At 65.3% G+C, this 26,416-nt stretch carries 23 protein-coding genes; 13 read left to right on the forward strand and 10 right to left on the reverse strand.

What is annotated here, in order from left to right:
* The 7 genes from ACYP33_RS22725 (at nt 1) to ACYP33_RS22755 (ending at nt 10,771) form a co-directional block, all read left to right on the forward strand.
* A complete protein-coding gene (locus ACYP33_RS22725) occupies nt 1-420 on the forward strand; it encodes a tautomerase family protein (protein ID WP_459624020.1) in 420 nt (139 codons plus the stop codon).
* A gap of 197 nt (nt 421-617) precedes the next feature.
* Nucleotides 618-1,844: an efflux RND transporter periplasmic adaptor subunit gene (locus ACYP33_RS22730; RefSeq protein ID WP_459624021.1), complete on the forward strand. Its 1,227-nt coding sequence runs from the start codon at nt 618-620 to the stop codon at nt 1,842-1,844.
* Between the two features lie 16 nt (nt 1,845-1,860).
* The gene (locus ACYP33_RS22735; protein WP_459624076.1) at nt 1,861-5,025 is read left to right on the forward strand and encodes an efflux RND transporter permease subunit; all 3,165 of its coding nucleotides are present in this window, start codon (nt 1,861-1,863) and stop codon (nt 5,023-5,025) included.
* Nucleotides 5,022-6,524, forward strand: coding sequence for an efflux transporter outer membrane subunit (locus tag ACYP33_RS22740; RefSeq protein ID WP_459624022.1), 1,503 nt, complete (start codon nt 5,022-5,024; stop codon nt 6,522-6,524). The genes ACYP33_RS22735 and ACYP33_RS22740 overlap by 4 nt, the downstream gene beginning before the upstream one ends.
* An 88-nt stretch (nt 6,525-6,612) precedes the next feature.
* A complete protein-coding gene (locus ACYP33_RS22745) occupies nt 6,613-8,109 on the forward strand; it encodes an ATP-binding protein (protein ID WP_459624023.1) in 1,497 nt (498 codons plus the stop codon).
* The gene (locus tag ACYP33_RS22750) at nt 8,102-8,782 is read left to right on the forward strand and encodes a response regulator (protein ID WP_414447995.1); all 681 of its coding nucleotides are present in this window, start codon (nt 8,102-8,104) and stop codon (nt 8,780-8,782) included. Before ACYP33_RS22745 ends, ACYP33_RS22750 begins: the two co-directional genes overlap by 8 nt.
* 198 nt (nt 8,783-8,980) lie before the next feature.
* On the forward strand, nt 8,981-10,771 hold the full coding sequence (locus ACYP33_RS22755; RefSeq protein WP_459624024.1) for an autotransporter outer membrane beta-barrel domain-containing protein: 1,791 nt from the start codon (nt 8,981-8,983) through the stop codon (nt 10,769-10,771).
* 45 nt (nt 10,772-10,816) lie between these two features.
* Here ACYP33_RS22755 and ACYP33_RS22760 read toward each other — a convergent pair whose 3' ends face one another.
* Nucleotides 10,817-12,040, reverse strand: coding sequence for an MFS transporter (locus ACYP33_RS22760; RefSeq protein ID WP_459624025.1), 1,224 nt, complete (start codon nt 12,038-12,040; stop codon nt 10,817-10,819).
* Nucleotides 12,041-12,135: 95 nt separating this feature from the next.
* On the opposite strand from ACYP33_RS22760, the gene ACYP33_RS22765 reads away from it, so the two are divergent.
* Entirely contained in the window at nt 12,136-12,474 is a 339-nt protein-coding gene (locus ACYP33_RS22765; RefSeq protein WP_459624026.1) for an ArsR/SmtB family transcription factor, read from the forward strand.
* Here ACYP33_RS22765 and ACYP33_RS22770 read toward each other — a convergent pair.
* A complete protein-coding gene (locus ACYP33_RS22770; protein WP_459624077.1) occupies nt 12,471-12,950 on the reverse strand; it encodes an N-acetyltransferase family protein in 480 nt (159 codons plus the stop codon). The genes ACYP33_RS22765 and ACYP33_RS22770 overlap by 4 nt on opposite strands.
* Nucleotides 12,951-13,052: 102 nt before the next feature.
* Between ACYP33_RS22770 and ACYP33_RS22775 the strand changes: the two genes are divergently transcribed.
* Together ACYP33_RS22775 and ACYP33_RS22780 are read left to right on the forward strand one after the other, a co-directional pair.
* Nucleotides 13,053-13,994: a LysR family transcriptional regulator gene (locus tag ACYP33_RS22775; RefSeq protein ID WP_459624027.1), complete on the forward strand. Its 942-nt coding sequence runs from the start codon at nt 13,053-13,055 to the stop codon at nt 13,992-13,994.
* Nucleotides 13,995-14,214: 220 nt separating this feature from the next.
* Nucleotides 14,215-14,583: a YunG family protein gene (locus ACYP33_RS22780; protein ID WP_459624028.1), complete on the forward strand. Its 369-nt coding sequence runs from the start codon at nt 14,215-14,217 to the stop codon at nt 14,581-14,583.
* Nucleotides 14,584-14,650: 67 nt separating this feature from the next.
* Here the strand turns inward: ACYP33_RS22780 and ACYP33_RS22785 are convergent, their stop codons facing one another.
* The 7 genes from ACYP33_RS22785 to ACYP33_RS22815 form a co-directional block, all read right to left on the reverse strand.
* Nucleotides 14,651-15,013: a hypothetical protein gene (locus ACYP33_RS22785; protein WP_459624029.1), complete on the reverse strand. Its 363-nt coding sequence runs from the start codon at nt 15,011-15,013 to the stop codon at nt 14,651-14,653.
* Nucleotides 15,014-15,325: 312 nt separating this feature from the next.
* Nucleotides 15,326-16,744 carry a purine-cytosine permease family protein gene (locus ACYP33_RS22790; RefSeq protein ID WP_459624030.1) on the reverse strand — a complete coding sequence of 473 codons (1,419 nt, stop codon included), beginning with the start codon at nt 16,742-16,744 and terminating at the stop codon, nt 15,326-15,328.
* Between the two features lie 124 nt (nt 16,745-16,868).
* On the reverse strand, nt 16,869-18,338 hold the full coding sequence (locus tag ACYP33_RS22795) for an aldehyde dehydrogenase (protein WP_459624031.1): 1,470 nt from the start codon (nt 18,336-18,338) through the stop codon (nt 16,869-16,871).
* 12 nt (nt 18,339-18,350) lie between these two features.
* Nucleotides 18,351-19,388, reverse strand: a complete 1,038-nt coding sequence (locus ACYP33_RS22800; RefSeq protein WP_459624032.1) for an LLM class flavin-dependent oxidoreductase — start codon at nt 19,386-19,388, stop codon at nt 18,351-18,353.
* Between the two features lie 11 nt (nt 19,389-19,399).
* Nucleotides 19,400-20,326: a flavin reductase gene (locus ACYP33_RS22805; RefSeq protein ID WP_459624033.1), complete on the reverse strand. Its 927-nt coding sequence runs from the start codon at nt 20,324-20,326 to the stop codon at nt 19,400-19,402.
* Between the two features lie 24 nt (nt 20,327-20,350).
* Complete coding sequence (locus tag ACYP33_RS22810; RefSeq protein WP_459624034.1) at nt 20,351-21,172, reverse strand: alpha/beta fold hydrolase; 822 nt, start codon at nt 21,170-21,172, stop codon at nt 20,351-20,353.
* Nucleotides 21,141-21,743: an amino acid synthesis family protein gene (locus ACYP33_RS22815; RefSeq protein WP_206126448.1), complete on the reverse strand. Its 603-nt coding sequence runs from the start codon at nt 21,741-21,743 to the stop codon at nt 21,141-21,143. Before ACYP33_RS22815 ends, ACYP33_RS22810 begins: the two co-directional genes overlap by 32 nt.
* 375 nt (nt 21,744-22,118) lie before the next feature.
* Between ACYP33_RS22815 and ACYP33_RS22820 the strand changes: the two genes are divergently transcribed.
* Together ACYP33_RS22820 and ACYP33_RS22825 are read left to right on the forward strand one after the other, a co-directional pair.
* Nucleotides 22,119-22,796 carry a GntR family transcriptional regulator gene (locus tag ACYP33_RS22820; protein ID WP_459624035.1) on the forward strand — a complete coding sequence of 226 codons (678 nt, stop codon included), beginning with the start codon at nt 22,119-22,121 and terminating at the stop codon, nt 22,794-22,796.
* Nucleotides 22,793-23,089: a DUF1330 domain-containing protein gene (locus ACYP33_RS22825; protein WP_459624036.1), complete on the forward strand. Its 297-nt coding sequence runs from the start codon at nt 22,793-22,795 to the stop codon at nt 23,087-23,089. The genes ACYP33_RS22820 and ACYP33_RS22825 overlap by 4 nt, the downstream gene beginning before the upstream one ends.
* A 157-nt stretch (nt 23,090-23,246) precedes the next feature.
* Here ACYP33_RS22825 and ACYP33_RS22830 read toward each other — a convergent pair whose 3' ends face one another.
* Nucleotides 23,247-25,160, reverse strand: a complete 1,914-nt coding sequence (locus ACYP33_RS22830; protein WP_459624078.1) for a phosphatase PAP2 family protein — start codon at nt 25,158-25,160, stop codon at nt 23,247-23,249.
* A 486-nt stretch (nt 25,161-25,646) separates the two neighbouring features.
* On the opposite strand from ACYP33_RS22830, the gene aqpZ reads away from it, so the two are divergent.
* Nucleotides 25,647-26,351 (forward strand): aquaporin Z, encoded by a 705-nt coding sequence (gene aqpZ / locus ACYP33_RS22835; protein WP_414447984.1) that lies wholly within the window; start codon nt 25,647-25,649, stop codon nt 26,349-26,351.
* The last annotated feature ends 65 nt before the right edge of the window (nt 26,352-26,416 follow it).

A 26,416-nucleotide genomic window follows, 5' to 3' on the forward strand; every position in this document is an offset into this window, starting at 1 on the left:
ATGCCCTTTGCCCGCTTGACGTTGTCGCAAACCCCGTCCGCCGACGACGCCCAATACCTGTCCACCGAGTTGACCCGGCTGATTGCCGACGAACTGGCGAAGCAGCACGAACTGACCTCGGTGCTGATCGAGACGCCGATCTCGAACCGCTGGACCATCGGCGCGAGCCTGCGGCACACGGCGGCGCATCTCGAAGTGTGCGTGACCGCCGGCACCAACACCGAGGCGCAGAAGCGCGCCTTCATTGCCGCCGCGATGGCCTTGCTGCGCGAAACCATCGCGCAACTCGATGCCGCCACCTACGTCGTGATCAAGGAAGTGGCCGGCAGCGATTGGGGCTATGACGGGCGGACGCAGGCGGATCGGGCGCGGCAGCGGGAGACGGACGCCGCAGCCGTGGCAAGACAAGGCGTGGTTTGATCAGTAGACCGAAGCGGACTTGCGAACGATCCCCGCCCCGCCGTTCTCCATCCATCGCGGCGGATGACGATTTCGCCAGTAATCCCGCGTAATGCGCGGCCATCGCCCGCGCCCGGCATTCCTAATTTCTTGCGAATTTGCTTCCCATACTCGGCCCATCGGGCGTGGACCGCGCCCTCGGCATTGGGGCTTTCATCATGCAAATTCGGCTTTCCGCACCGCGTCGCACGGGCATCGTGCTGCTGGCCTGCACGTTGGCGGCGTGCTCGCACGATCAGAAGAGCACGCAAAAGAAGGTGCAGACGGTGAACGTGGAAACGGTCAGGATCGTTCCGTTCGCGCAATCCGTGTCCTTGCCCGGCCGCGCCACGTCGTTCCTGACCTCGCCCGTCACGCCCCAAGTCACCGGCGTGATCCAGAAGCGCCTGTTCAACGAAGGCGGCGTGGTGCATGAAGGGCAGGTGCTCTATCAGATCGACCCGGCGCCTTATCAGGCCACCTACGACGCCGATCGCGCCGAGCTGGAAAAGGCCCGGGCCGCGCTGCTGTCGGCCCAGCCGATCGCCGAGCGCGACCGCTCGCTCGCGGCGATCGACGCGATCAGCAAGGAAACGCTCGAAACCGCCGAAGCCACGCTCAAGCAGGACGAGGCCACCATCGATGCGGACCAGGCCGCGCTCGAAAGCGCACGCATCAACCTCGGCTACACGCGCGTCAGGGCGCCGGTGACGGGCACCATCAGCGCCTCGGCCTACACGCCGGGCGCGCTCGTCACGGCCGATCAGACCACCGCGCTCGCCACGATCTATGCCTACGATCCGATGTATCTGGACGTGACGGAATCGAGCACCGACGTGCTCGCGCTGCGCAAGAAGCTGGCGAGCGGCGCCTACAAGACGGACGCCAACGGCAACGCGAAGGTCAAGATCACGCTGGAAGACGGCACGACCTACGCCCACCAAGGCACGCTGCAATTCGCGGGCGTGGGCGTCGATCCGACCACCGGCACCATCACGCTGCGCGTCATCGTGCCGAACCCGGAAAAGCTGCTGCTGCCCGGCGAATATCTGCATGCGGTCATCGATCAGGGCATCAACGAGACGGCGATCCTCGTGCCGCAGCAGTCGGTCGCGCACGATCAGCGCGGCGAGGCCACGGCGCTGGTGGTCGATGCGCAGAACAAGGTCGAGCAGCGCACGCTGACGCTCGGCGGCACGGCGAACAACAACCAGTGGGTCGTGACGGGCGGGCTGGCGGCGGGCGAGCGCATCGTGGTGGCCGGCTCGCAGTTCGCGAGCGTGGGCGACACGGTGAAGCCGGTCGAGGCCCAGGCCGCGAGCCAGCCGGCGGCGGCCGATGGGTCGGACGCTTCGGACGCTTCGGATGCATCGGCTCAGGCGGCCACGTCGCCCGCGTCGAACTGAGGGCGGCTGCATGCGTATCGCACACTTCTTTATCGACCGCCCCGTTTTCGCCTGGGTGCTCGCGTTGCTGGTGTCGCTGTCGGGCGCCTTCGCCATCACGCAATTGCCGCTCGATCAGTATCCCGACATCGCGCCGCCCACCATCCAGATCACGGCGTCGTACAACGGCGCGTCGGCGCAAACCAATCAGGATGCCGTAGTACAGGTGATCGAGCAGCAGATGGTGGGCCTCGACAACCTGATGTACATGTCCTCGTCGGCGAACTCCGAGGGCAATATCTCGATCAAGCTGACGTTCGGGGCGGGCACCAATCCGAACACGGCGCAGGTGCAGGTGCAGGACCAGTTGCAGGCCGCCAACGCGCTGCTGCCGACCGAGGTGCAGCAAAGCGGCGTCACCGTGCGCAAGGCCTCGCCCGATACGTTCCTGGTGTTCAACCTGGTGTCGGAAGACGGCAAGATGAGCAAGGCCGCGATCGCCGATTATCTGTACAGCAACCTGGAGGAGCAGATCGAACGCTTGCCCGGCGTGGGGCAGGCGCAGCAGTTCGGCTATGAATACGCGATGCGGATCTGGCTCGATCCGAACAAGCTGCAGAAATACGCGCTGATGCCGTCCGATGTGGTCACGGCGATCGACGCGCAGAACAACGACGTGGCCGCCGGCGAGGTGGGCGCCGCACCCGCGGTCAAGGGCCAGGAACTCGACGCGACGATCACGGCGCGCAGCCGCCTGACCACCGCGCAACAGTTCCGCGACATCGTGCTGAAGACGCAGACGAACGGCTCGCAGGTGCTGCTGGGCGACGTGGCGCGCGTCGATCTCGGCCCGCAGGCCTACACGGTCGAAACCAACTTCAACAACAAGCCTGCCTCGGGGCTGGGCCTGCAACTCGCGCCGGGCGCGAACGAAGTGCAGGTGGACCAGGCCGTGCACGACTTCCTGAACAAGCGCGCGGCGAGCTTCCCGGGCGGGCTGAAGGTCGAGTATCCGTACGAGATGGTGCCGTTCATCAAGACCTCGATCTCGGAGGTGGTGAAGACGCTGATCGAGGCGATCGTGCTGGTGGTGGCGATCATGTTCCTGTTCCTGCAGAACCTGCGCACCACGCTGATTCCGGCGATCGCGGTGCCGGTGGTGCTGCTCGGAACGTTCGGCATCCTCGATGTGTTCGGCTACTCGATCAACATGCTGACGATGTTCGGCGTGGTGCTGGCGATCGGGCTGCTGGTGGACGACGCGATCGTGGTGGTCGAGAACGTCGAACGCTTGATGTCCGAAGAACATCTGTCGCCGCGCGAGGCCACCCGCAAATCGATGACGGAAATCAGCAGCGCGCTGGTGGCGATCGCGATGGTGCTGTCGGCGGTGCTGCTGCCGATGGCGTTCTTCGGCGGCTCCACCGGCATCATCTACCGGCAGTTCTCGGTGTCGGTGGTGTCCGCGATGGCGCTGTCGGTGGTGGTGGCGCTGACCTTCACGCCGGCCTTGTGCGCGACGATCCTGCGCGACGACCACGAAAAGCCGAAGGGCCGTTTCTTCAGCGGTTTCAATCGCGGCTTCGATGCATCCACCAGCAAGTACCGGCGCACCGTCGACAGGATCCTCCACCACCGCAAGCCGGCGATGCTCGTGTACGTGGTGCTGGTGGTGGGCGCGGGCTTCCTGTTCATGCGCCTGCCCACCTCGTTCCTGCCGACCGAGGATCAGGGCGTGCTGATGGTGACCGTCACGGCGCCGGTGGGCGCCACGCGCGAGCGCACGGAAGCGACCATGGCGACGGTCGAGAACTATCTGCTCAAGCAGCCTGCCGTGTCCGAGGTGTTCAACGTGGCGGGCTTCGCCGTGGGCAGCAACGGCCAGAACGTCGGCATGATGTGGGTGAAGCTGAAGGACTGGAGCCAGCGCACTGCCGCCAGCGACACGGCGCAGGGCTTCGTCGTCAAGGCGTCGCGCGATCTCGCGCAACAGGTTCGGGATGCGAAGGTATTCGTGTTGCAGCCGCCCACCGTGCGCGGCCTCGGCATCAGCTCGGGCTTCGACATGCAGCTCGTGGACGAAGGCAACCTCGGCCACACGGCGCTGGCCGCCGCGCGCGACAAGCTGATCGCGCTGGCGAACCGCAGCGGCATCGTGCGCCAGGTGCGCTTCAACGGCCTCAGCGACACGCCGCAACTGTCGCTCGACATCGACGACCGCAAGGCGAACGCGATGGGGCTGGCGCCCGGCGATGTCAACACCACCATCGAGGACGCGCTCGGCGGCGAGTATGTCGACGAATTCCTCGACAACCAGCGCATCAAGAAGGTGTACGTGCAGGGCGATGCGCAATTCCGCATGACGCCCGAATCGCTCGAGCAGTGGTATGTGCGCAATGCCTCGGGCACGATGGTGCCGTTCTCGGCGTTCGCCACGTCGCACTGGACGTACGGGCCGCCCGAGCTGGATCGCTACAACGCGCAATCCTCGTTCGAGATCGTGGGCGACCCGGCGCCGGGCGTCAGTTCGGGGCAGGCGATGGATACCATGGTGAAGCTGGTCGGCCAGTTGCCGAAGGGCATCAGTTATGCGTGGACAGGCCTGTCGTATCAGGAGCAATTGTCGGGCGGGCAGGCGCCATATCTGTATGCCGTGTCGGTGCTGTTCGTGTTCATGTGCCTCGCGGCGCTCTATGAAAGCTGGTCGGTGCCGCTCGCGGTGCTGCTGATCGTGCCGCTCGGCGTGTTCGGCGCGGCGCTCGGCACGAGCTTGCGCGGCCTGTCGAACGACGTCTATTTCCAGGTGGGCTTGCTCGTCACGGTGGGCTTGTCGTCGAAGAACGCCATCCTGATCGTCGAGTTCGCAACGATGCTCGAGAAGCAGGGTGCCGGCACGCTGAAGGCGATCGAGCAGGCGGTGGCGTTGCGCATACGCCCGATCGTCATGACCTCGTTGGCATTCCTGCTCGGCGTCGCGCCGCTCGTCATCGCGAGCGGGGCGGGTGCGGCCGCGCGGCAATCGATCGGCACCGGCGTGTTCGGCGGCACGCTGGTGGGTACCGTGCTGGCGATCTTCTTCACGCCGCTGTCGTATTTCATGGTGCGCAAGCTGGGCGGCAAGCGTCGCAAGCCCGATGGCCCGGGCGGCGGCGGTGGCGCCGATGCGCCGGCCGGCTCGCCGGAACAAGGAGGTGCCGCATGAAGCGCGCGATTCATTGGATGCTGGCCGGTGCGGCCGCCACGGCGCTGAGTGCGTGCATCGACTTGTCGCCCACCTATCAGAGGCCGGCCGCGCCGGTGGCGGCCGCATGGCCTGATGCGGCGTCGGCGTCGGCCGCACAGGCGCCGGACGTGCTGGCCGCCGACATCGGCTGGCGCACGTTCTTCGTCGATGCGCGCTTGCAGAACACGATCGCGTTGACCCTGTCGAACAACCGCGACCTTCGTATCGCCATCCTGAACATCGAGAAGGAGCGTGCGGAATACCGCATTCAGCGTGCCTCGCTGTTTCCGGAAATCGATCTCGGCGGCAATGAAGACGCCGAGCGCACGCCCACCTCGGTGCGCAGCGCGCAAACGGGCTCGGCCTCGGCGACGAACGGCCAGAGCGGCGAGATCTCGCATGTCTACAGCGCCAACCTGGGCTTCACGTCCTACGAACTCGACCTGTTCGGGCGCGTGCGCAACCTGAGCAAGGCGGCGCTGGAAACGTACTTGTCGACGATCGAGACGCGCCGCAGCACGCAGATCAGCCTCGTATCGGACGTGGCGAGCGACTGGCTGACGCTGGCTTCGGACCAGCGCCTGCTGGCAATCGCACAGGCGACCCAGGCCAGCCAGCAGCGCACCTTCGACCTGGTGAGCCGCGAGCATGCGCTCGGCGCGGCCAGCGCGCTCGACCTGGCGCAGGCGCAGGCCAGCCTCCAGGCCGCGCGCAACAGCGCCGCGCAGGCGCAAACCACCGCCGAGCAGGCCCGCAACGCGCTGGACCTCGTGGCCGGCACGCGCGTGCCCGATGCCGATCTGCCCGATGCGCAGGTCGATCCCGTCGCCAGCATCACGGCGATTCCGGCCGGCATTCCATCGGCCGTGTTGCAGCGCCGCCCCGACGTGCTGGCGGCCGAGCACACGCTGAAGGCCGACAACGCGAACATCGGCGCCGCGCGTGCGAACTTCTTCCCGACCATCAGCTTGACCGCCGCGCTCGGTTTCGAGAGCCCGGCGCTGGCGCATCTGTTCACGGGCGGCAACCGGAGCTGGTCGGTGGAGCCGTCGGCGACCTTGCCGATCTTCGATGCCGGCGCGAATCGCGCCACGCTTGACGCCTCCAAGGCGACGTTCAAGATCGACGTGGCGACCTACGAGAAAACCATTCAAACCGCTTTCGAGGAAGTGGCGAACGCGCTGGCCACGCGCGCGACCATCGGCGAGCAACTCGACGCGCAAACGCGCACCGTGCAGGCCGATCAGCACGCCTACGATTTGACGATGGCGCTCTACCAGCAGGGCAGCGAGAGCCTGCTCGATGCGCTGACCGAGCAGCGCCTGCTGTACTCGGCGCAGCAATCGCTGGTGGCGACGCAGCTTTCGGCGCAAACCAGCCTGATCACCTTGTATGCGGCGCTGGGCGGCGGCGTCGATGCAGAAAACAAGCCCGCCGGTAACGCGGCGGCGACCCCCGCAGCGGTGGGCAGGCCCTGAGTGGCCCGGTATCGAGCGGGTATGATGGGCGGCCGCTTCGGGAGCGGCGCATCGTTCCCGTTGGATAGGAAGGTTTCCGAAAGAAAAGATGAGTGAACAAGGCCATGTGCCCGGAATCGATGCCATGCCCGGCGTGCTGACGCGCGTGATGCGCGGCATTCGCCGCGAAAGCCTGACCGGCAAGCTGTTTGCCGCGATGCTGATCGTCAATATCCTCGTGATCGGCGCGATGGCCGCGGGCGCGCAACTGAGCTTCGAGCGCGGCTTCCTCGGCTACCTGGAGCGGCAGGAGGTCAAGCGGCTCGAATCGAGCGTGCAGCCGCTCGCGACGGCGTATCGCGATCACGGCAGTTGGGATTTCCTGCAACAGAACCGCAGCCTCTGGCACGAGATCATGCGGCCGTTCGGGCCGGCTTCCTACCCGGTGTCGAGCCACCGGCCGCTGCCGCGCCTGCCGCTCTCGTCGCTGATCGGCACCAACACGCGCTTCACGCTGATCGATGCTCAGGGCACCTACGTATTCGGCAATCCGTCGTTCGCGGCGGAGTCGCCGCGGCGGCCCATCGTCGTGAACGGCAAGACGGTGGGATGGTTGCTGATGGTGCCATTCGAGCGGGCCACCGAGGCCGGTGATTTGCGCTTCCAGAAAACCCAGCGCGAATCGAGCTGGATCATCGCGATCGTGGCGACCTTGCTCGCCATCCTCACGACGCTATGGATGGTGCGCACACTTGCGTCGCCGTTGCGCCGGATCGCGAGCGCCACGCACATGCTCGCGCGAGGCGAACTCGGCACGCGCGTGCCGACCGTATCGAGCGGCGACATCGGCCAGCTCGAACACGATTTCAATCATCTCGCGCAGACGCTGGAAAGCACCGAGCGCATGCGGTCCGCGCTGGTGGCCGACATCTCGCACGAACTGCGCACGCCGCTGGCCGTGATGAGCGGCGAGATCGAGGCGATCGAGGTGGGCGTGCGGCCCGTCAGCGTGGAGGCGGTCAGCTCGCTCGGCGTGGAGGTCAAGCGCCTGCGCCGGCTGGTCGACGATCTGTACGACCTCTCGCTCGCCGACGTGGGCGCGCTGCGCTATCACCATGCGTCACTCGACGTGTGCGAAACGCTGCGCGCCGCACTGCGCCGTGCCGCACGCCGTTTCGCCGATGCGGGGCTGGTGCTGAACACCGCGTTGCCCGATGGCCCGCTCTGGGTGCGCGGCGACGATCGGCGCCTGCATCAGGTGTTTACCAACATCATCGAGAACACGCTGCGCTATGTGGATGCGGGCGCAACGGTCTGCGTGACGGCGAGCCAGAGCGCCGGCACGGTGCGGATCGCGTTCGACGACAGCGGCGCGGGTGTGCCCGACGCCGTCCTGCCGTCGTTGTTCCAGCGGTTTTATCGCGTCGAGGCGTCGCGCAGCCGCGCGACCGGCGGAGCGGGGCTGGGCCTGCCGATCTGCCGGGGCATCGTCGAGGCGCACGACGGCCGGATCGAGGCGTCGCGTGCGCCGCAAGGCGGCTTGCGCATCGCGATCGATCTGCCGCGCATTCGGGAATCGGTCATGGAACGAAACGAGCATGAATAAGGACACAGCCTTCGACATCCTGATCGTCGAGGACGAACCCAAGCTGGCCAGCGTGATGGCCGACTTCCTGCAGGCGGCCGGCTACACCACGCGCTGCCTCGCCGACGGCAGCGCCGTGGCGAACGAGGTGGCGCGGCAGATGCCGTCGCTGATCGTGCTCGACCTGATGCTGCCTGGCCGCGACGGGCGCGATGTGTGCCGCGACCTGCGCGCCCATAGCGACGTGCCGATCATCATGGTGACGGCGCAGGTCGAGGAGGTGGATCGCCTGATCGGCCTCGAACTCGGCGCAGACGATTACATCTGCAAGCCGTTCAGCTTGCTGGAACTGGTGGCGCGCGTGAAGGCCATCCTGCGCCGCGCGCGCGTGGAACGCTCGGCGGAAAGCGAGCCGCTGACGTTCGACGACGATCGCCTGCAAGCCACGTTTCGTGGCGTGCCGATCGATTTCACCGCGATCGAGTTCCGGTTGCTGAAGACGCTCGCGCAGTGGCCGGGCCGGGTGTTTTCGCGCGATGCGCTGATGGAGCGGCTGTATCCCGACGGCCGCATTGTCGAGGATCGCACCATCGACAGCCATGTGAAGAAGATCCGGCGCAAGTTCGAGGCGGTGGAGCCGGACGAGGATGTGATCCAGTCGGTGTATGGGGCAGGGTTCCGGTTTGCGTTGTGAGCCGGGTTGAGGCGGTCATGACGATGGCGGGTGGCTGACCCGCATATCGTTACGGAATGCGAATGTAATGCCACGGAAAGCCCGTGGAATGCCGGCGGGCGGCCCTGTAAATTTGAGTAATCTGTAAGGCAAGGCCGTGTAACGTTTGTGACACGCCGGGGGAAAAGAATGCCGGTTTCCCATCAGAAAGCCAACGACATGCATTCTCATTCCAACAGCCGTGCCGTGCTCGGCCTGACGATCATCGCCGCGGCGTGCGCGCTGGCCGCGTGCGGCGGTTCCGATTCGTCGTCGCCGGCTTCCTCGTCGACCACGTCCACGCCGCCGCCCGTTACCTCGACGCCCAGCAGTGCATTTGCCGCCGGCAATCTGGTGGTGGCGCGCACCGTGTACGACCCCGCGCTCGTGGTGAGCGGCGCGCTGCCGTTCGACGCCACGCCGGAGGCGACCAATCCGCCCGTGTCGACCGTGAACGCGGTCACGCCCGGCACGTTCCCGAACGTGTTCACGAACGACACGAACGACGCCGCCTTCAGCGTCATGACCAACATGTATCTCGATCAGTGGCCGGCTGCCGCCGCCAGCGCCGCATCGAGCACCAACATCACGGCCGCCGCCGCCGCGCTGGCCACGCCCGAGATTTTCTCGGTGAGCTTCGCCTCGCAATCGGGGATGGGGCTGAACGTCTCGCCCGACGGCAAGACGCTGACGTTCATGGGCTACAACGCAGCGCCGAACAAGCTCGACATCACCAACACGAACACGCCGGGCGCGGTGGATGCGAGCAACACCGACATTCAGACGAGCACCTATCGCACGGTCGGCCAGGTGAGCCTCGCCACCGGCCAGGTGGCGTTCACGCACACCAACGCCTACAGCGGCGACGACGCGCGCGCGGCCGTGCTCGTCAATGGTCAGTACTACATGGTAGGCGGCTCGGGCAACTCGGGCTCCAGCCCGAATCCCACCTATGGCGCGCTCGACATGCTGTCGATGGATACCGGCCTGCAGAGCATTACGCCGGGCAGCGCTTGCGCGTTCACGCAGGTGATCGGCGCGTTCCAGTCGGGCAACGGCAGCACCTACACGCCGGCCGCCGCCGGCAGCTGCGCGCTCGGCACCGTGACCGACGCGCTGTCGAGCCAGACCTACGCGAAGAAAACCAGCATGGGCGGCAACCAGTTCGGCTTCTCGCTCGCCTCGCTGAGTGGCCAGACCTTCGACAAGACCAGCAAGGACGACAACTTCCGCAGCGTGTTCGTCGATGCGAACGGCACGATGTACGTGACCAAGGACAGCGGCAGCAACGGCGTGGATACGGTGTACCAGGTCGGCGCGGTGGGTGCGCTGGCCAATGGCGCGCCGTTGCCGCAGAACACCGCCGTCACCATCGCGGCCGGCTTTCCGACCTCGACCTCGACGGCCGCGCAATCGGAATCGTCGTTCCCGAACCCGTGGACGCTCGCCAAGGGCGTGGGCTTCCCGTCCGACGTCTGGGTGCCGAAGAACAACACGAACCTGATGTTCGTGGCCGACGAAGGCGACTACGACGACAGCGGCACCGTGTCGTATGCACCGAACGGCAGCGGCGGCCTGTGGGTGTACCAGAACCAGGGCGGCACCTGGACGCCGATCGCGCATCTGACGGCCGGCCTGAACCTCGGCACGGCATACACCGTGACCGACGCCGCCGGCACCTACGGCACGGCCGGCGCGAGCTACACCACCGCACCGGACGGCCTGCGCCACGTCACGGGCCAGCTCAACGGCGACGGCACATACACGCTTTACGCCACCACCTCGACGATCGGCAACAGCCTCGGTTCGGCATTCGATCCGGGCGCCGATTCGAACCAGTTGGTAAAGATCACGGTAACGGTCAACGGCTCGACGGTGACGGCGGCCGGTAGCGGTTTCTCCGTCATGCAGACGGCGCCGTTCGGTCAGCTTCTGCGCGGGGTCGTGGTGGTGCCGAGCGCCGCGTCGTAAGCGTCGTTCGAAGGTAGCTGGCTGAATGACGGCCTGATCGTGTCGTCATTCGGCTTCCCTGCGTTCGCGGTGAAGTGCGAACGTGAGCGCCGTGCCGGCACATGCCAGCGCGGCGGCAACCATGAACACGCCTTGAAGCGATCCCGTCACGCGGGGAACATTGCCGCCGCCGAGGTTGCCCGCCATCGTCCCCACGCCGAGAAACACGTTCGCGATGGCGAATACCGTGGTGGCCGAAGCGGGATCGGCGGTCTTGCTGATATAGGCCGGAATCAGGCCATAAACGGCATAGAACGACAAACCGAAGCAGACGGCCGCCGCTTGCAGTTGCCATGTTTCGGAGTGGAAAGCGATCAACAGCGCCGAGCCGGCAAGCGTGGCATACGACAGCGCGAGACTGATTCGCACGCCGACCTTGTCGGCCGCCATGCCGGCTGCGAATCCGCTGACCAGCCCCAGCATGCCGATGATCGACCACAGTTGCCCGATCATCACGAGCGAACGCCCCCGTTCGTCCGCCAGAAAGCTCGACAGATAGTTCTGCCACGGGCCGCATGCCATGCCGCTCAACGCGAGTAATGTCCAGACCGTCATGTTTTGGGCGGTTACGATGTTTCGCCATCCGTGGGCGGGGCGAGCCGCTTCGCGTGCGAGGTCAGGCGCGGCGACGCGAACGAACGCATCGGGCGCAAACCGGCGCAGCATCAGGCATCCGACCAACGCGATGACGAGCGACGCGGAACCGGCTGCGATCCAGACCGTCCGCCAGCCGTGGCTCGGCAATAGCCATGGCACAAGCATGCCGTTGGCGAACTGCCCGTAAGCCGTGCCGCTCGAAACGAGCCCATTGACGCGCGACCGATAGCGAAATGGAACGCTTCGCGAAATGACGCCGACAGTGGGAATCATCATGAACGCCGCAGTCGCGCCGAGGCCGGCAAGTATCGCGCCGACTTGAAAAACGGTTCGGACTCCTGCCAGGAAAACCAGCAGCAGGGCGGCAGTCGCAACAGCGGCCACCACGACTTGTCCGCCGCCGAACCGGCTGACGAGCACCGGGCACGCGAACGCGGCGGAGAGATAGGCGATTTGCGCCACGCCGGTCACGATGCCGATGGTTCCATACGCAAGCCCGAGGTTTTCTCGCATCACGGTGACGACCAGCGGGAAGAGATAGATCCCGAAGCCGAAAGCAACGGCCGTGAACAGCGTAAACACGGAGGCAATGCCGATCGTGCGCGCGAGATCGTGCGTGTCGGACGAGGCCATGCTGTGAGGCGTCATGATAGTATCCTGTATCGATAAAATTCTATATAGATGTATTTCTATGTAGAATTGCCGAATATGTCAAGGACACCTGAACCATGCCGAAACCGGGCAATGCGCGTGAGAGTCAGTTGCACGAAGCGCTGAACGCGCTGTCGAACCCTCATCGCCTGAGAGTATTGATCTGGCTGACGGATCCCGAAAAGCATTTCCCGAAGCAGCAGGATGCTGATTTGGTCGAGGACGGGGTGTGCGTCAGCTTCATCACCGAGAAGCTCGACTTGAGCCAGCCCACCGTCACCACGCATATGCAGGCGTTGGCGAAAGCGGGGCTGGTGACGTCGAAGAAAATCAAGAATTGGGTGTACTACCGGCCCGACGGTGCAGCGATCGACCGGTTGCTCGGCGATCTGGCGCAGGTGCTGAACCGCCGTTAGCCTTTCGCCAGCGCCCGAATCCCGTCGCCCTCAAGCCGATAGCGAACCCATTCGTCTTGTGGCTCGGCGCCGATCGAACTATAGAACGCGATGGCCGGTTCGTTCCAGTCGAGCACGCTCCATTCGAAGCGCCCGCAGCCATTTTCCAGGGCCACGCCCGCGAGATATTGCAACAGGCGCTTGCCGGCGCCCACGCCGCGCGCGTCGGGCGACACGTACACATCCTCCAGATACAGCCCGGATTTCGCCTGCCACGTCGAGTACGAGAAGAAATACACGGCGTAACCGACGGGGCGGCCATCGAGTTCGCAAATCAATGCCTTTGCCGGCGACGGCGCGCCGAACAGCGACGCCCGGATGGTGTCGGCCGTCGCGGCCACCTGATCCTCGGCCTTTTCGTAGATGGCGAGTTCGATGATGAAACGCAGGATGAGCGGGGCGTCGTCGGCGGTGGCGGGCCGGATGGTCAGTGCCATGAGCGTGAGCGGTTCCAGAGCAGTGAAGCGGTAACGGGATTCCGATGGTAGCCGACCAGTGGCATGCATATACTGCATTCTGTTCATCACGAATTGAATGTCATGCATTACGACCTGCGCCGCCTCGACCTGAACCTGCTGCCGGTATTCGATGCATTGGTGCGTCACCGCTCGGTCACGCTGGCGGCGGACGAGCTGGCCATGAGCGCGTCGGCGGTCAGCCACGCGCTTGCGCGGCTGCGCGATGCGCTTGCCGACGAGTTGTTCGTGCGCATCGGCAATGAAATGCGGCCGACCGCTGCCGCCGAGCGCATCATGCGCCCGGTTGGCGACGCGCTCGACTTGTTGCACGCCGGGCTGGCCCCGGCTCGCCGTTTCGATCCGGCCAGCAGCGAACGCACCTTTACGTTCGCCGCGACGGATTACACGGCGTTCGCGATGCTGCCCGCGTTCATCGCGCGGATGCAGGAGGTGGCGCCTTCGCTGCGGTTCAGGATCGTCGCGTCGCGCGGCCGGGAATCGGCGGAGGAGCTGGCGTCGGGCCGGATCGATTTCGCGCTCGGATATGAAGAGGAGGCCTTGGCGTTGCCGGCCGGCGTCGAAAGCGTCGATGGGTTCTCCGACGATTACGTGGTGATCGCGAGCCGGCAGCATCCGACGATCCGACGCAGGCTGAGCATGGCTCAATATCTCGCCGCGCAGCATGTGGTGGTTACGCCCTGGGACGATTCGCGCGGCGCGATCGATCGCGTGCTCGACCGGTTGGGCGTGGTGCGGCACGTCGCCGTGCAGTTGCCGGCCGTGCTCGTCGCACCGTTCATCGTCGCGCGCTCGAACCTGCTGATGACCGTGCCGCGTCACGCGGCGCTGATTTTGCGCGATGCCGCGCCGGTCACGATCTATCCGGCGCCGTTCGACGTGCCGCGCTACACGCTGAAGCTCTATCAGCACACCCGGCATGCGGGCACGCCCGCGCATGTCTGGGTACGTGATCAGTTGCTGCGCTCGGCGCACGCCATCGGTCAGCAAGGCGAGATCCGTTGACAGGTTTCGCCTGCGGATGGCAGACTCCTTCCCCATGAACGCCTTCACGTCCCTCGCCCTCGCGATCCATCATCATTGGCATTTCCATGCGGAATTGCCAATGGGGCGTGCCTAGGCCAGATATTCGAGCGATACCCGCTTCGAAGCCCCGCCGGTAGCGACGGGGCTTTTTGTTGGGTGACACTCCGTCGATGGCCGGCTCAACGAGAGAGCCAGACCGATGATGTCAGCATCGAAAACCTTTGCGACCCCCCTCGACCTGTACCGGGCGATTTCACGCGTCTGGGCGGCGGATACGTCGAGCCCTGCGCATGCCTGGTCGGCGTCGAATCCCGCGCTGAATCATTGCAGCGTCACCGCGCTGGTCGTGCAGGATTGCTTCGGCGGCGAGATTCTTTCCACGCGTACGCAGGGCGGCACGCACTTCTATAACCTTATCGACGGCAGGCGCTGGGATTTGACGGTTGGTCAGTTTTCCGAACCGATTCCGTACGACGACACGCCGTCCACGCGCGAGACGGCGTTGGGCGATACCTCGCATGAAAAATACGCATTGCTGACGGCGCGGTTGAACGAGGTCGGCAGGTGACGCACGCTTAAAAAACCAGATTGAAAATCGAAATGCCGTTCAGTCAGGAAACCGAACGGCATTTTCATCATTCAGGCTTGATCTCCAGAGAATCAAACTCCACGAACAGTTCGGCGCCGAGCGTGGCCTGAACGGAAGCGATGCTTTTCAGTGGCTTGCCCTTTCCCCAGGAGTACGACTTGTCCAGCGCGGCCAACGCCTGTCTGTACTCGTCGGAGTTGCAGTCGGTTAGCACCTTGATCGAAGAGATGATGTTCTGTATCAGGAAGTCGTTGCACCAGCATCGTGTCGCGCCTTTAAACATCAGATGAGCCTGGTCTTTCTTGTCGTCGAACATCAAGTGAAGCTCGACCACCTGCTTGTCCATGTCGGCGGCCAAGCCGAGTAGATACCAGTCGTGAAACGATTCGTATTTTTCGATATTTGTCATTGCGTTCGTCCGTCGGATTTCCCGATGTGCCGATATTCAGCGGAACATAAAGCGTGTTGTACATCGGCGTATCTGCCTCGTACTGTTGTCTGACGGGGCGTCAATCGTAGCGGCATGATCCGAGGCGGAATTTGATCTTGGCTAACAATTCTGCCGCGCTCACGCTCCGTACGACGACACCGGCCGATACCTCGCAACAACAATACGCACTGTTGACATCAAGGCTGAACGACATCGACCGATGACGCACATGCAAAAAAGCCGGCTCGAAAGCCGGCTTTTTTGCATGCGGACAACAGGGAAGGGCACCCCTCACTCCGACGCGTGCACCCCCACCGCCGCGTTGCGCGAGGCACTCACGCCCTTGCGCTTCGACGCCAGCACGTAATACACCACTGCCGTCGCCACCAGCCCGACCATCCACGAGATGTCTGCACCGCCCATGATGCCGGCCCACGGGCCGCGGAAGAAGCTTTCCTCGAAGAACGGCACCTGCACCGCGATGCCCAGCAGGTAGATGCCCACGGCCTTCGTGTTGAACGCACCGTACGTGCCGCCGTTGCTGCTGATGATTTCGTTGACCTGATAATGCTTGCCGCTGATCAGGTAGAAATCCACCAGGTTGATCGCCACCCACGGCGCCAGCACGATTCGCATCGCGAAGATCGCCGTGAGGAAGATGCCGATGAAGTTCTTCGACGCCCACAACGCGGTGACGGTCGAGGCGATCAGCAGCACCGCCGAGACGATCACGCGCACCTGCCGGCCCGGCACCCAGTTCGGGCGGAACGTCTGCGCGGCAGTGATCATCGAGAGCACCGCGCCGTACAGGTTCATGCCGTTGTGGCCGATGATGTTGATCAGGAACAGCACGATCAGCACGTAACCGAACACGCCCGTTTGCGAACGCACCGCTTCCATTGCATCGGTGGCGCCGTTGCCGGCGCTGACGGCCAGCACGCCGAAGATGAACGCGAAGATGGTGCCGAGCGAGGTGCCGAAGAACGTGCAGGCGAAGGTCTTGCCGAAGCCTGCCGTGATCGGCATGTATCGTGAGTAGTCCGAGGTATAAGGCGCAAAGCTGATCTGCCATACGGCGCACAGCCCGAACATCGCGAACCAGTTGCCGATCTCGAACTTCCCGCGATGCAGCACGCCGGCATCGAGCCCCGGCACGATCATCGCGATGCCCACCACCAGCGCCGCGCCCATGAACCACGCGCCGATCTTGTTGAAGCGGTGGATGAAGTTGTAGCCGATCACGCCGACCAGCGTGGCCAGCGCCGCGCCGAGCACCGTGCCCACCTGCACCGGAATGTCCGGCGCCGCGGTGTGCAGCGTCTTGCCGGCCAGGATGATGTTGGAAACGAAGAAGCCGAGGTAGATCAGCGTGGTGAAGCCCACCACCAGCAGCGAGCCGTATCGGCCGAACTGCGCGCGGCTCTGGATCATCTGCGGCACGCCGACCAGCGGGCCTTGCGCCGAGGTCAGCGCATGGAACAGCGCGCCGAAGAATTGCCCCGCCGCGATCGCGAGAATCGCGCTGACGAGATCGAGATGGAACACCAGCACGGAGGTCGCGCCCGAGATCACGGCCAGCGGCGCGACATTGGTGCAGAACCACAGGGTGAAGAGGTCTCCGGGTTTGCCGTGCCGGTTCTCCGGCGCGACGTACTCGATCGAATTGCTTTCTATGGCAAGAACGCTGTTGTCGTTCTCCGAGTTTTTCATGGTGTCTCCATCTCCAGCTTTATGGGCAGGCAGCACCGTGCCGCGCGCGGGATGCGCGAGGCGAGGGGCCACCGCTACGGCGTACAGCGGGTTAGCGAAGTGGCGGCCCCCGGGCCGCCCGCACTCAGCGCATCACGAACGGGTCGCTGATCGGCTCGTCCGAGGTGCGCAACCAGACGGTGCGCGTCGTGGTGTATTCGAGCGCCGCGCTCAGGCCGCCTTCGCGGCCGTGGCCCGACAGGCCGAAGCCGCCGAACGGCGCGAGCGGCGACACCGCGCGATAGGTGTTGATCCAGACGATGCCCGAGCGGATCCGCTTCGAAACACGATGCGCACGCGTCAGGTTGCTCGTGAAGATGCCCGCCGCGAGGCCGTAGGCCGTGCTGTTCGCCTTCTCGATCGCCTCGGCCTCGGTGCCGAACGTGTCGACCGACAACACCGGCCCGAACAGCTCTTTCGTTATGCAGTCCGGACGATCGACGCCCGTGCAATCGAGGATGGTGGGCGCGTAAAAGTAGCCATCGCGATCGAGCGCATGGCCGCCGGTCAGCACCTTGGCCCCCTGACGCACGGATTCGGCCACCACGGTTTCGATGTGGCGGCGCTGGCGCTCGGTGCAGAGCGGGCCGTATTCGGTGGTCATCTCGTTCGGCGAGCCGATTCGAATTCGGCCGAGGCGCTCGATCAGCATGGCAAGGAAGCGTTCCTTGACCGAGGCTTCCACCAGCAGCCGCGAGCCGGCCACGCAGCTCTGGCCGCTTGCCGCGAAGATTGCGGCCACCTGGGCGTTCACCGCGCTCTGGAGGTCGGTGTCGGCGAACACGACGAACGGCGATTTGCCGCCCAGTTCCAGCGACACCCTGGCCAGATTGTTCGCGGTGTTCGAGACGATATGCCGGGCGGTTTCCGGGCCGCCGGTGAAGGCGACCTTGGCCACCTTGGGGTGGCTGCTCAACACCGCGCCGCATTCCGGGCCGAAGCCGGTGATCACGTTGACCACGCCGGCCGGGAAGCCGGCCTCGTGCACCAGCCGCGCGAATTCGAGCAGCGGGCCGGGCGCTTCCTCGGAAGCCTTCAGGACTACCGTGCAACCGGCGGCCAGCGCCGGGCCGACCTTGACCGCCGACAGGAACAACTGGCTGTTCCAGGGCACGATCGCGGCCACCACGCCCACCGGCTGGCGTTCGAGCCAGACCTGCATGTCGGGCTTGTCCACCGGGATGGTTGCGCCTTCGAGCTTGTCGGCCAGGCCCGCGTAGTAGCGGTAGTACTCCGCCACGTACGCGATCTGGCTGGCCGTTTCGCGGATGATCTTGCCGGTATCGGTGGTCTCGATTTCGGCCAGCCGCGGCGCGGCTTTCTCGACCAGATCGGCCAGCCGATGCAGCAGCTTGCCGCGCGCCGAGGCCGTCAGGCCGGCCCACGCGGCATCCGACAGCGCACGGCTGGCGGCCTCCACGGCGCGCTCGACCTGCTCGGTGCGGGCTTCGGGCATCTGCGTCCACACTTGGCCGGTGGCCGGGTTGACGCTGCCGAACGTCGCCGCGCCGGCTTCGAACTGCCCGTCGATATACAGCTGAAAATCGCCGTTCATGGAATCAGTACCTCACTGAAAAGCAGGCATCACGTCGCGGATCATCCGTTCGAGCGAGGCCTTCTTGCGCTCGAAGCTCATGCCGGTATCGATCCAGAAGGAGTATTCGTCGAAACCGAGCGCCTCATAGGCCTTCAGGCGCGCGATCACTTCTTCAGGTGTACCGATCACATTGTTCCTGCGCATCGCCTCGGGCGTGTAGAACGGGTGCGCCGCGATTTCCTCCGGGCTCAGCGGCTTGATCATGCCGCGGCTGATCGGGCGCTCGTTCTTGAACCACGCGCCGAAGTAGTTGTAGAACGTGTTGATCTCGTCGGCGGCCAGTTGCGCGTCGTCCTCGCCGCTGGCCACGTAGGTGTGGCGCAGCAGCATGATCTGCGGGCGCGGTACGTTGCTGAACTTCTCGCAGGCGGCGTTGAAGTGGCCCACCAGCTTTTCCACTTCCTCGTCGCCCATGTGCAGCGGCGTGACCTGCACGTTGCAGCCGTTGGACACGGCGAATTCGTGGCTGTTCGGATCGCGCGCGGCCACCCAGATCGGCGGATGCGGCTGCTGCAGCGGCAGCGGCGACGAGGTGGTGGCGGGGAACGACCAGAACTCGCCCTGGTGCGCGTAATCGCCTTCCCAGAGCTTCTTCACGGCCGGAATCAGCTCGCGCATCTTCTGGCCCGCATGCCAGGCGTCGAGGCCGGGCGAGAGGCGCTCGTATTCGAACGAGTAGGCGCCGCGCGCGATGCCGAGTTCGAGGCGGCCGTTGGTGATGATGTCGGTCATCGCCGCTTCGCCGGCCAGCTTGATCGGGTGCCAGAACGGCGCGACCACCGTGCCGGTGCCGAGCCGCACGTTCGGCAGCTTGTTGGCGAGGTCGGCCAGGTTCAGGAACGGGTTCGGCGCGATCGTGAAATCCATGCCGTGGTGCTCGCCGGTCCAGACGGCGTGCATGCCGCCGCGATCTGCAATCTTGCACAGCTCGACCATCTCGTCGTAAAGCTGCTTCTGGCTGGTACCGTCGGAGACGCGCTCCATGTGAACGAAAAGCGAAAAACGCATGATGTGACCTTTCAAGAATGAAGCGGGCGGACGGTGCCGTTGCTATGGTCGCCGAAGTACATGCCATAACTTTTCAATTGGCTTTCCTTGCGATAGCGATCGAGCATGCTGGCCAGCGCACGGTCCTGAAAATCATCGGTGCCGATCTCGTCGAGGCTGACGAACTCGCCCGCGGCGGCCGTATCTTCCGGCACGCTGCACAGGAACGAAATGTACTGATAGTGCGTCTCGGTGTTGTTGTACGCCGAGTAGATGAAGTTGGCCGATGCACCGGGCTGGTACTGGTCGAACAGCTCGACCAGCGCCTTGTCCGCGCCTTCCTTGCCGATTTCCTTCGACGGCAGCCCCCATTTGTCGTCTGCCGTTTTGGTCAGGAGTACCTTGTTTTCGCGGGCGATGATCGCGCTGACGATCACCTTCGGGCCCGCGATCACGTCGGTCGACACCTTGGCCGGCGTGAAATAGCCGCCGCGATAGTAGCCGAGACCCGCGTAGCCTGCCGAGTGGAATGCTTCCACCTTGCCCACCAGCAGCGCGTGGTCGCCCGCGTCGATCACCGCGTGCACGGTGCAGTCGAACCAGGCGCTGACGTCGTCGATCAGCGGGTTGCGGCGCTCGCTCATGCGCCAGGCGACGTTGGCGAAACGATCCTCGCTGGGGCGCGCGAAGGTGTTCGACAGATCCTTCTGGCCTTCCGCGAGGATGTTGATCGCGAAATGCTTGACGGTCGAAAAGCTGGCGTAGTTGCTGGAGGTCTTGGCGATGCTGACCAGCAGCAGCGCCGGGTCGAGCGACACCGACGAAAACGAGTTCGCGGTGAAGCCGAGCGGCTTGCCGTCTTCGTCGCGGGTGGTGGTGACGATCGTCACGCCCGTCATGAAGGCGCCGAACGCGTCGCGAAGCTCTCGCGTGTTGATCTGGGCTGTCTCTTGGCTCATGTCACACTTCCGTGTTCTTGGGGGTTATGCCTGCGCCGCGGCCGGCGCGCCGGCTTGCGTGGTGGTCTGCAGCCAGTCGCGCAGGGCGCGGTTGACGCGTTCGGGCGCCGTCAGGTTCACCATGTGGCGCTCGTTCTCGATCACGACGGCCCGGCCGTTCTGCGCGGCTTCGGCCATCTGTTGCGCCATCGTCGCGGTGGAGTTCGGATCGTCCGAGCCGGTCAGCACCAGCGCCGGGCACGCGATGGCGGGCCAGCGGTCCGCATACACCGCGTCGCCGCCGGCGAAGGCCGTGTAGGCCGTGGCGTAGCCGGGCAGGCTGACCGATTGCAGCCACGACGCCACCTTGCTCGCCGCCACTTGCTGCGCTTCCTCGCTGTTGAACCAGCGGCGCAGCGGCGTGTCCACGTCGATCGTGCCGGAGCGCAGTTCGGCGGCGCGTTGCAGCACCGCTTCGCGGGCCGCTTCGGTACGCCGGTACACACCGTTCAGGACTGCCACGCGTTTGACCAGGTCGGGCCGCGTGGCGGCCACGCCGGCGGCGATCAGCGAGCCCATCGAATGGCCGGCCAGGTTCACCGGGCCGAGCGCCAGCGCCTCGATGAACTCGATCGCCCAGGCCACGAACTGCTGCAGCCCCGCGCCGGCGTCGAGCGGATCGCTGTGGCCGTGGCCCGGCATGTCGACCGAGATCACATGGAACTCGGGCGACAGCGCTTCGATCTGCGGATACCACGCGTGCGCCTGCATGCCCACGCCGTGAATCAGCACCAGCGGCTCGCCGGCGCCTTGCTCGAGGTAGTGCGCGACGCGCTTACTTGACAGCTGCAGGGTTCTTGACGTCATTTCCGAGCTCTGCGAGGTCTTGATAGCGATCGCCAATGCGGTGATGCGGCCGGCCGCCGGTCGCGCCGCCGATGGCGATGACCAGTTCGTCCGCGGCCGGTGCGTCGGGAATCGCGAATTGCAGCGTCAAGTAGTGCGAACGACGGCCTTCGTCGTTCTTGTCCATCATCGGGATCAGCAGCGGGGCGTTTGCCGGGCCGCGCGTGTTGTTGAACGCGAGGTACGACTTCGCGCCAACCGCGTGGCGGTACGTGTTGCCGAAGTGCAGCGTGTGGATCAGCGCCGAGGCGTGCTCCAGCTCGCCATCGAGGCCGACGATCGCGGCCTTGCCGAACGCTTCGATCGCTTCGCCCGAACCGGCTTCGTCGATGATCAGCTTCGTCAGGTGCGCGCTCAGTTGCGGCGCCAGCTCGCGGATTTCCGGCGAGAGGTTGTCCACATAACCGCGGCCGGCCCACGGGTTCTTGATCACGGCGACGGCGCCGATCATTTTCAGCGGTTTCGCGGCGGCTTTCGCGCCGTCCACGAACACGTTCTCGACATGCAGGATCGACTTGCGGATGAGGCTCATGGGCATTTCCTTTCGGATATTGATAGCGTGATTCATTGTGGTATACCATCTTACGGTACTCCATAAGAGTTAACCCTGAATCAGATCGACGGGAGCGGTTCCGAAGGCGTGGAGGCAATCGCGGCGAGGCGCGCAGCGCTACGGTGGGCAAGGCTTTGGCGCAAGTCGTGGCTGAGTTCGTGCCCGTATCGGTGGCCGTATAATGGCCGCCATCCGAGGCGCCGCCTGCAGCAGTGGCACGCCGTTCTCCGCTTGCCCGGCGAGCATGCGGCAGCGGTTGACATCGCGATGGCCATCGCGAGCCGGCCGGGCCGATGTACCGTCGCCAACCGCCGGAACGCACCCGTTCCCGCGACTGACCAAAATTGAAGATCCATGAATCTGACTATTGAAAATCCACCGGTGACGTTACGGGAGCTGTCGCACGAGAAGCTGCGCAACGCGATCATCAGCGGCTACTTCCCGGGCGGCACGCGGTTGATCGAACGTACGTTGTGCGAAGAAATGGGCGTGAGCCGGTCGGTGGTGCGGGAAGTGATTCGCTACCTGGAAGCGGAAGGGCTGGTGGAGACGGTGTCGGGCAAAGGCCCGACGGTCGCGACGCTGACCTGGAGCGTGGCCGCGCAGATCTACGAGATCCGCCTGCTGCTGGAGCAGAGCGCGGTGGCCGATTGCACCGCGAACCTGACGCCCGAAACGGCCGCCGAGATCGAGGCCGCGCTGGCCGATTTCAAGCGCGCCTTCGATGGCGACGACGTCAACCTGATCATCAGCGTGTCGTCGAAGCTGTACGAGAAGATCTTCTCGGTGGCCGGCCACAGCGTGGCGTGGGAAGTCGTGCAGCGCCTGAACGGCCGGATCAACCGGCTGCGCGCGATGACGATGAAATCGACCGAACGCAGCCGCACCGGCTATCAGCGCATCGAGAAGATCTGCCTGGCGATCTTCAGGCAGCGCGATGCGGCGGCAGCGAAGGAGGCGGTGGCCGAACATATCCGCGAAGCGGCCGGCATCGCGCAGAAGGCTTTGGCAAACGAAAAGGTGAATAAATGAGTGCGTATTGGATTGCCCACGTCAACGTTCTGGACCCCGAACAATACAAGGGCTATACGGAGCTGGCGCCCGAAGCGCTCAAGCAATACGGCGCGGTGTTTCTTGCACGTGGGGGCGAGGCACAGGTGCTCGAAGGCGCGGATTACAAGCGGCATGTGGTGATCCGCTTCGCGGATATGGCGACCGCGCTGGCGTGCTATCACTCGCCCGAGTATCAGGCGGCGAAGGCGAAGCGGGCGCGGGATGGGGTCAGCGAGGCGCACATTTCGATCGTCGACGGGGTGCCGGAGTGAGATCGGATGCGGCCGACAGTCGTTCGTAGCGCTGTCGGTCGGGTTGCGGAAGCAGGGCGCGCGCCGGGTGTTACCGGGGCGCGTTTTTTGTTTTTCGGAAGGCTCGATACGCGGTGCGCGGCCTCGACCCGCCGCGCATCGCGTCACGTAAAAAGCCTCACCCGTCGATCCGGACCTGCACGCCCGTATTCCCGTAAACCGCCGTCGCCTTGAACCCGTCCACCACCACGGAATCGAAGCGCCCGGCCAGCTGGCTGCAATCGAGCAACGCGACGGTATCCCCCACCTTCGGCGCGAACCCCGGCGCGAACGCCACATGCAGCGTGCCGCCGACGATCGACACCGCGCCCGTCACGGCAACGCGGCCGGCGTCGCCCGCGCCGCGATCGAGTTCGAGCGTACCGCCCTTCAATTGCGTGTACTTGCCCGCGATGCTGGCGCGCGCGGCGGCGGCGATTGCCACGGTGCCGCCGCTCACATACACGTCGCCGTTGCCGAACGCGTTCGCCGAGCCAGCCGCGAGCGTGCCGCCGGCAACCAGCGTGCCGCCGCTGTAGCTGTTCTTGCCGGCCAGCGTCAGCTTGCCGGTGCCGGCGAAGTTCAGCCGGCCGGTGCCGCCGATGTCGTTGCGCCAGGTGTCGGCGGCCTGGAAGCCGCCCTGGCTGGCGTCCATCGAAATCGCGACGTTGCCGTTGAACTGGCCGTAGCCGTCGGCGGCGGAGAACAGGTTCAGGCGGCCCCAGCCTTCGGCGTCGTCGAGCACCGGGTAGCCGGACGCGAGCGCGGTGGTCTTCAGCACCACGCGGCGCTGGTCGGCGCTCAGGTACGGCAGGCGCGTTTCCAGCAGCGCCTCGGCGCCCTTGGGCACGACGGCAGGGCTCGCGGTGGAGGCGATCGGGGCGAAGCCGAACGTCAGGCGGCGCAGGTAGTTCGCCTTGTTGGTGGCGTAGTCGGCGAAGCGGTCGGTGGCGGTGGTGCCGGAGTGCGCGAGCGCCAGGAAGCCGGCCGACGTGGTGTTGGTGGCGGCGTACAGGGCGGTGTGCGCCTGCGTCACGGCGGTGGCCTTCAGCGTGGCATTGGCGGCGTCGGCCAGGTTGGCGGCCACCGAGGCCTCGCCGAGAATCCGGCCACCGATCACGTCGAGCGGCGAATGCATGCCGGCCAGGATGCGGTTCTCGCCGAGTTCGAGGCCGCGGCTCAGCATCTCCTGGAAGCGCTCGGGCAGCACGTATGCCATTGCCACGGCATCGCGCATCGCTTCGGCGGAGTGGCCGCTCGGGAAGCCGCCATCGGTGGCGGGCGTGGTGCTCTCGGCCGGCACCAGCGCGGGCACGACCGCCACGCTGCTGCTCCAGCGGAACGGCCGTTCGTACTTGTAGAAGCGCTTGGCCGGCTCGGTCGACGCGTTGTTGCCCATCGTGTTGATGAAATCGACCACGCCGCCGAAGCCGGCGTTGGCGGTGCCGCCCACGCCGGTGTTGTTGCCGCCGTCGTTGTAGGCGACGGTGGTGGCGTCGGCCGGAATCGTGGTGATGGTGGTGGTCTGCTGCGCGGCGGTGCGCCAGAGCGAGGTCAGCGGCCCCATGCCGTCGGTCACGCTGTAGCCCTTGCCGCGGCGGTCGTCGTAATAGGCGGCGTCGGCCTGCGCGGCGGTGCGCGTGGTGGTGGCGGTCACCACGTATTGCACGTTGGCGTTGAGCACGGCGGCGTTCAGCGCGGTGCCGTTGGCGGTGCCGTCGTTTGGCAGGCCGGTCCAGGTGGAGGCGACCACGGCCGGGAAGCCCGTCACGGCGGGCGCGCTCACGCCGGCATCGACGATGTCGGTCAGCGGCTGCCACAGGTCGCGGAAGCCCGCCAGCACGCGCACGCCGGCATTGGTGCTCAGGGTGGCGTAGCGCGCGTCGCCGCGTTGGTTGGTGTAAGCGTTGTCGACGAACGCTGCCACCGAGGGCGCCGGCGCGCTGTCCGTGAAGCCTTGATCGGCCGGGGCGGCCGGCACTTGCGAGACGACGGCGGCCGGCGCGTTGCCGGTGGAATCGTCGCCGCCGCACGCGGCGAGCAGGAACGACATCGAGGCGGCGAACGCGAAGGCGTGCGTGCGGGGGCGGCTGAAGAACGAGACGGACACTGCAAGGCTCCGGGGAGTGACGAGGAGCGTGAACCATACGGTTAAATTATGACAACTGAAGCGGTTCGACAGCATTTCGTCGGGCAAATGCATGCTTGGCCCGGGCAAGCGCGCAGGCGGCCCGATTCAATCGCATTCGATTGCATCGAGTGGAATTCAGCCGAATCGATTCAGATCAATCAGATTCAAATAAGTGAAATTAGGTTAAATCTGATTGAATTGGATTTCATCGAATTACGTTAATTCATGTCAAATCATCGCGCGTATGCAGGAAGCGTGATCCAGCGCATATCAAAGGCGCTTTCGCCTGACAATCATTAACGCTCTGCCTTTCCGTGAGCCCTATAATCCTGCCCGATTCGATCAATCGAATTGGCGCGGTATTTGATTTTGTTTAAAGATTTTCGATTCAAATCAGGGGTTATTTCAATGAAGCTTTCCAATCGTCTCGCAGCCGAGGTGTTCGGCACGTTCTGGCTGGTGCTCGGCGGCTGCGGCAGCGCCGTGCTGGCGGCGGCGTTTCCCGGGCTCGGCATCGGCTTCGCGGGCGTCGCGCTCGCGTTCGGCCTGACGGTGCTGACCATGGCGTTCGCGATCGGGCATGTCTCGGGCTGCCATCTGAATCCGGCGGTCAGCCTCGGGCTGACCGTGGCGGGCCGCTTCCCGGCGCGCGACCTGCTGCCCTACGTGATCGCGCAGGTGGTGGGCGCTTCGCTCGGCGCGTTCGTGCTGTATCTGATCGCCACCGGCAAGCCCGGCTTCGACGTGGTGGGCAGCGGCTTCGCCACCAACGGCTATGGCGAGCGCTCGCCGGGCCATTACTCGCTGGCGGCGGCGTTCGTCTGCGAGGTGGTGATGACGGGCATGTTCCTGTTCGTGATCCTCGGCGCGACCGACAAGCGTGCGCCGGCCGGCTTCGCGCCGATCGCGATCGGCCTGTGCCTGACGCTGATCCACCTGATCTCGATCCCGGTGACCAACACTTCGGTCAACCCGGCTCGCTCGACCGGCCCGGCGCTGTTCGTCGGCGGCGAGGCGATCGGGCAGCTCTGGCTGTTCTGGGTCGCGCCGCTGATCGGCGCGGCGATCGCGGGCGTGCTGTATCCGATGGTGGCGGGTCGTCAGGCCGACTGACCGCAGCCCCGTCGCGGCGGCGTTCAGTCCGCCGCGAAGCCGTACAGCGCCGCCGGGTTCTCGAC

Source organism: Burkholderia sp. 3C (assembly GCF_054589155.1).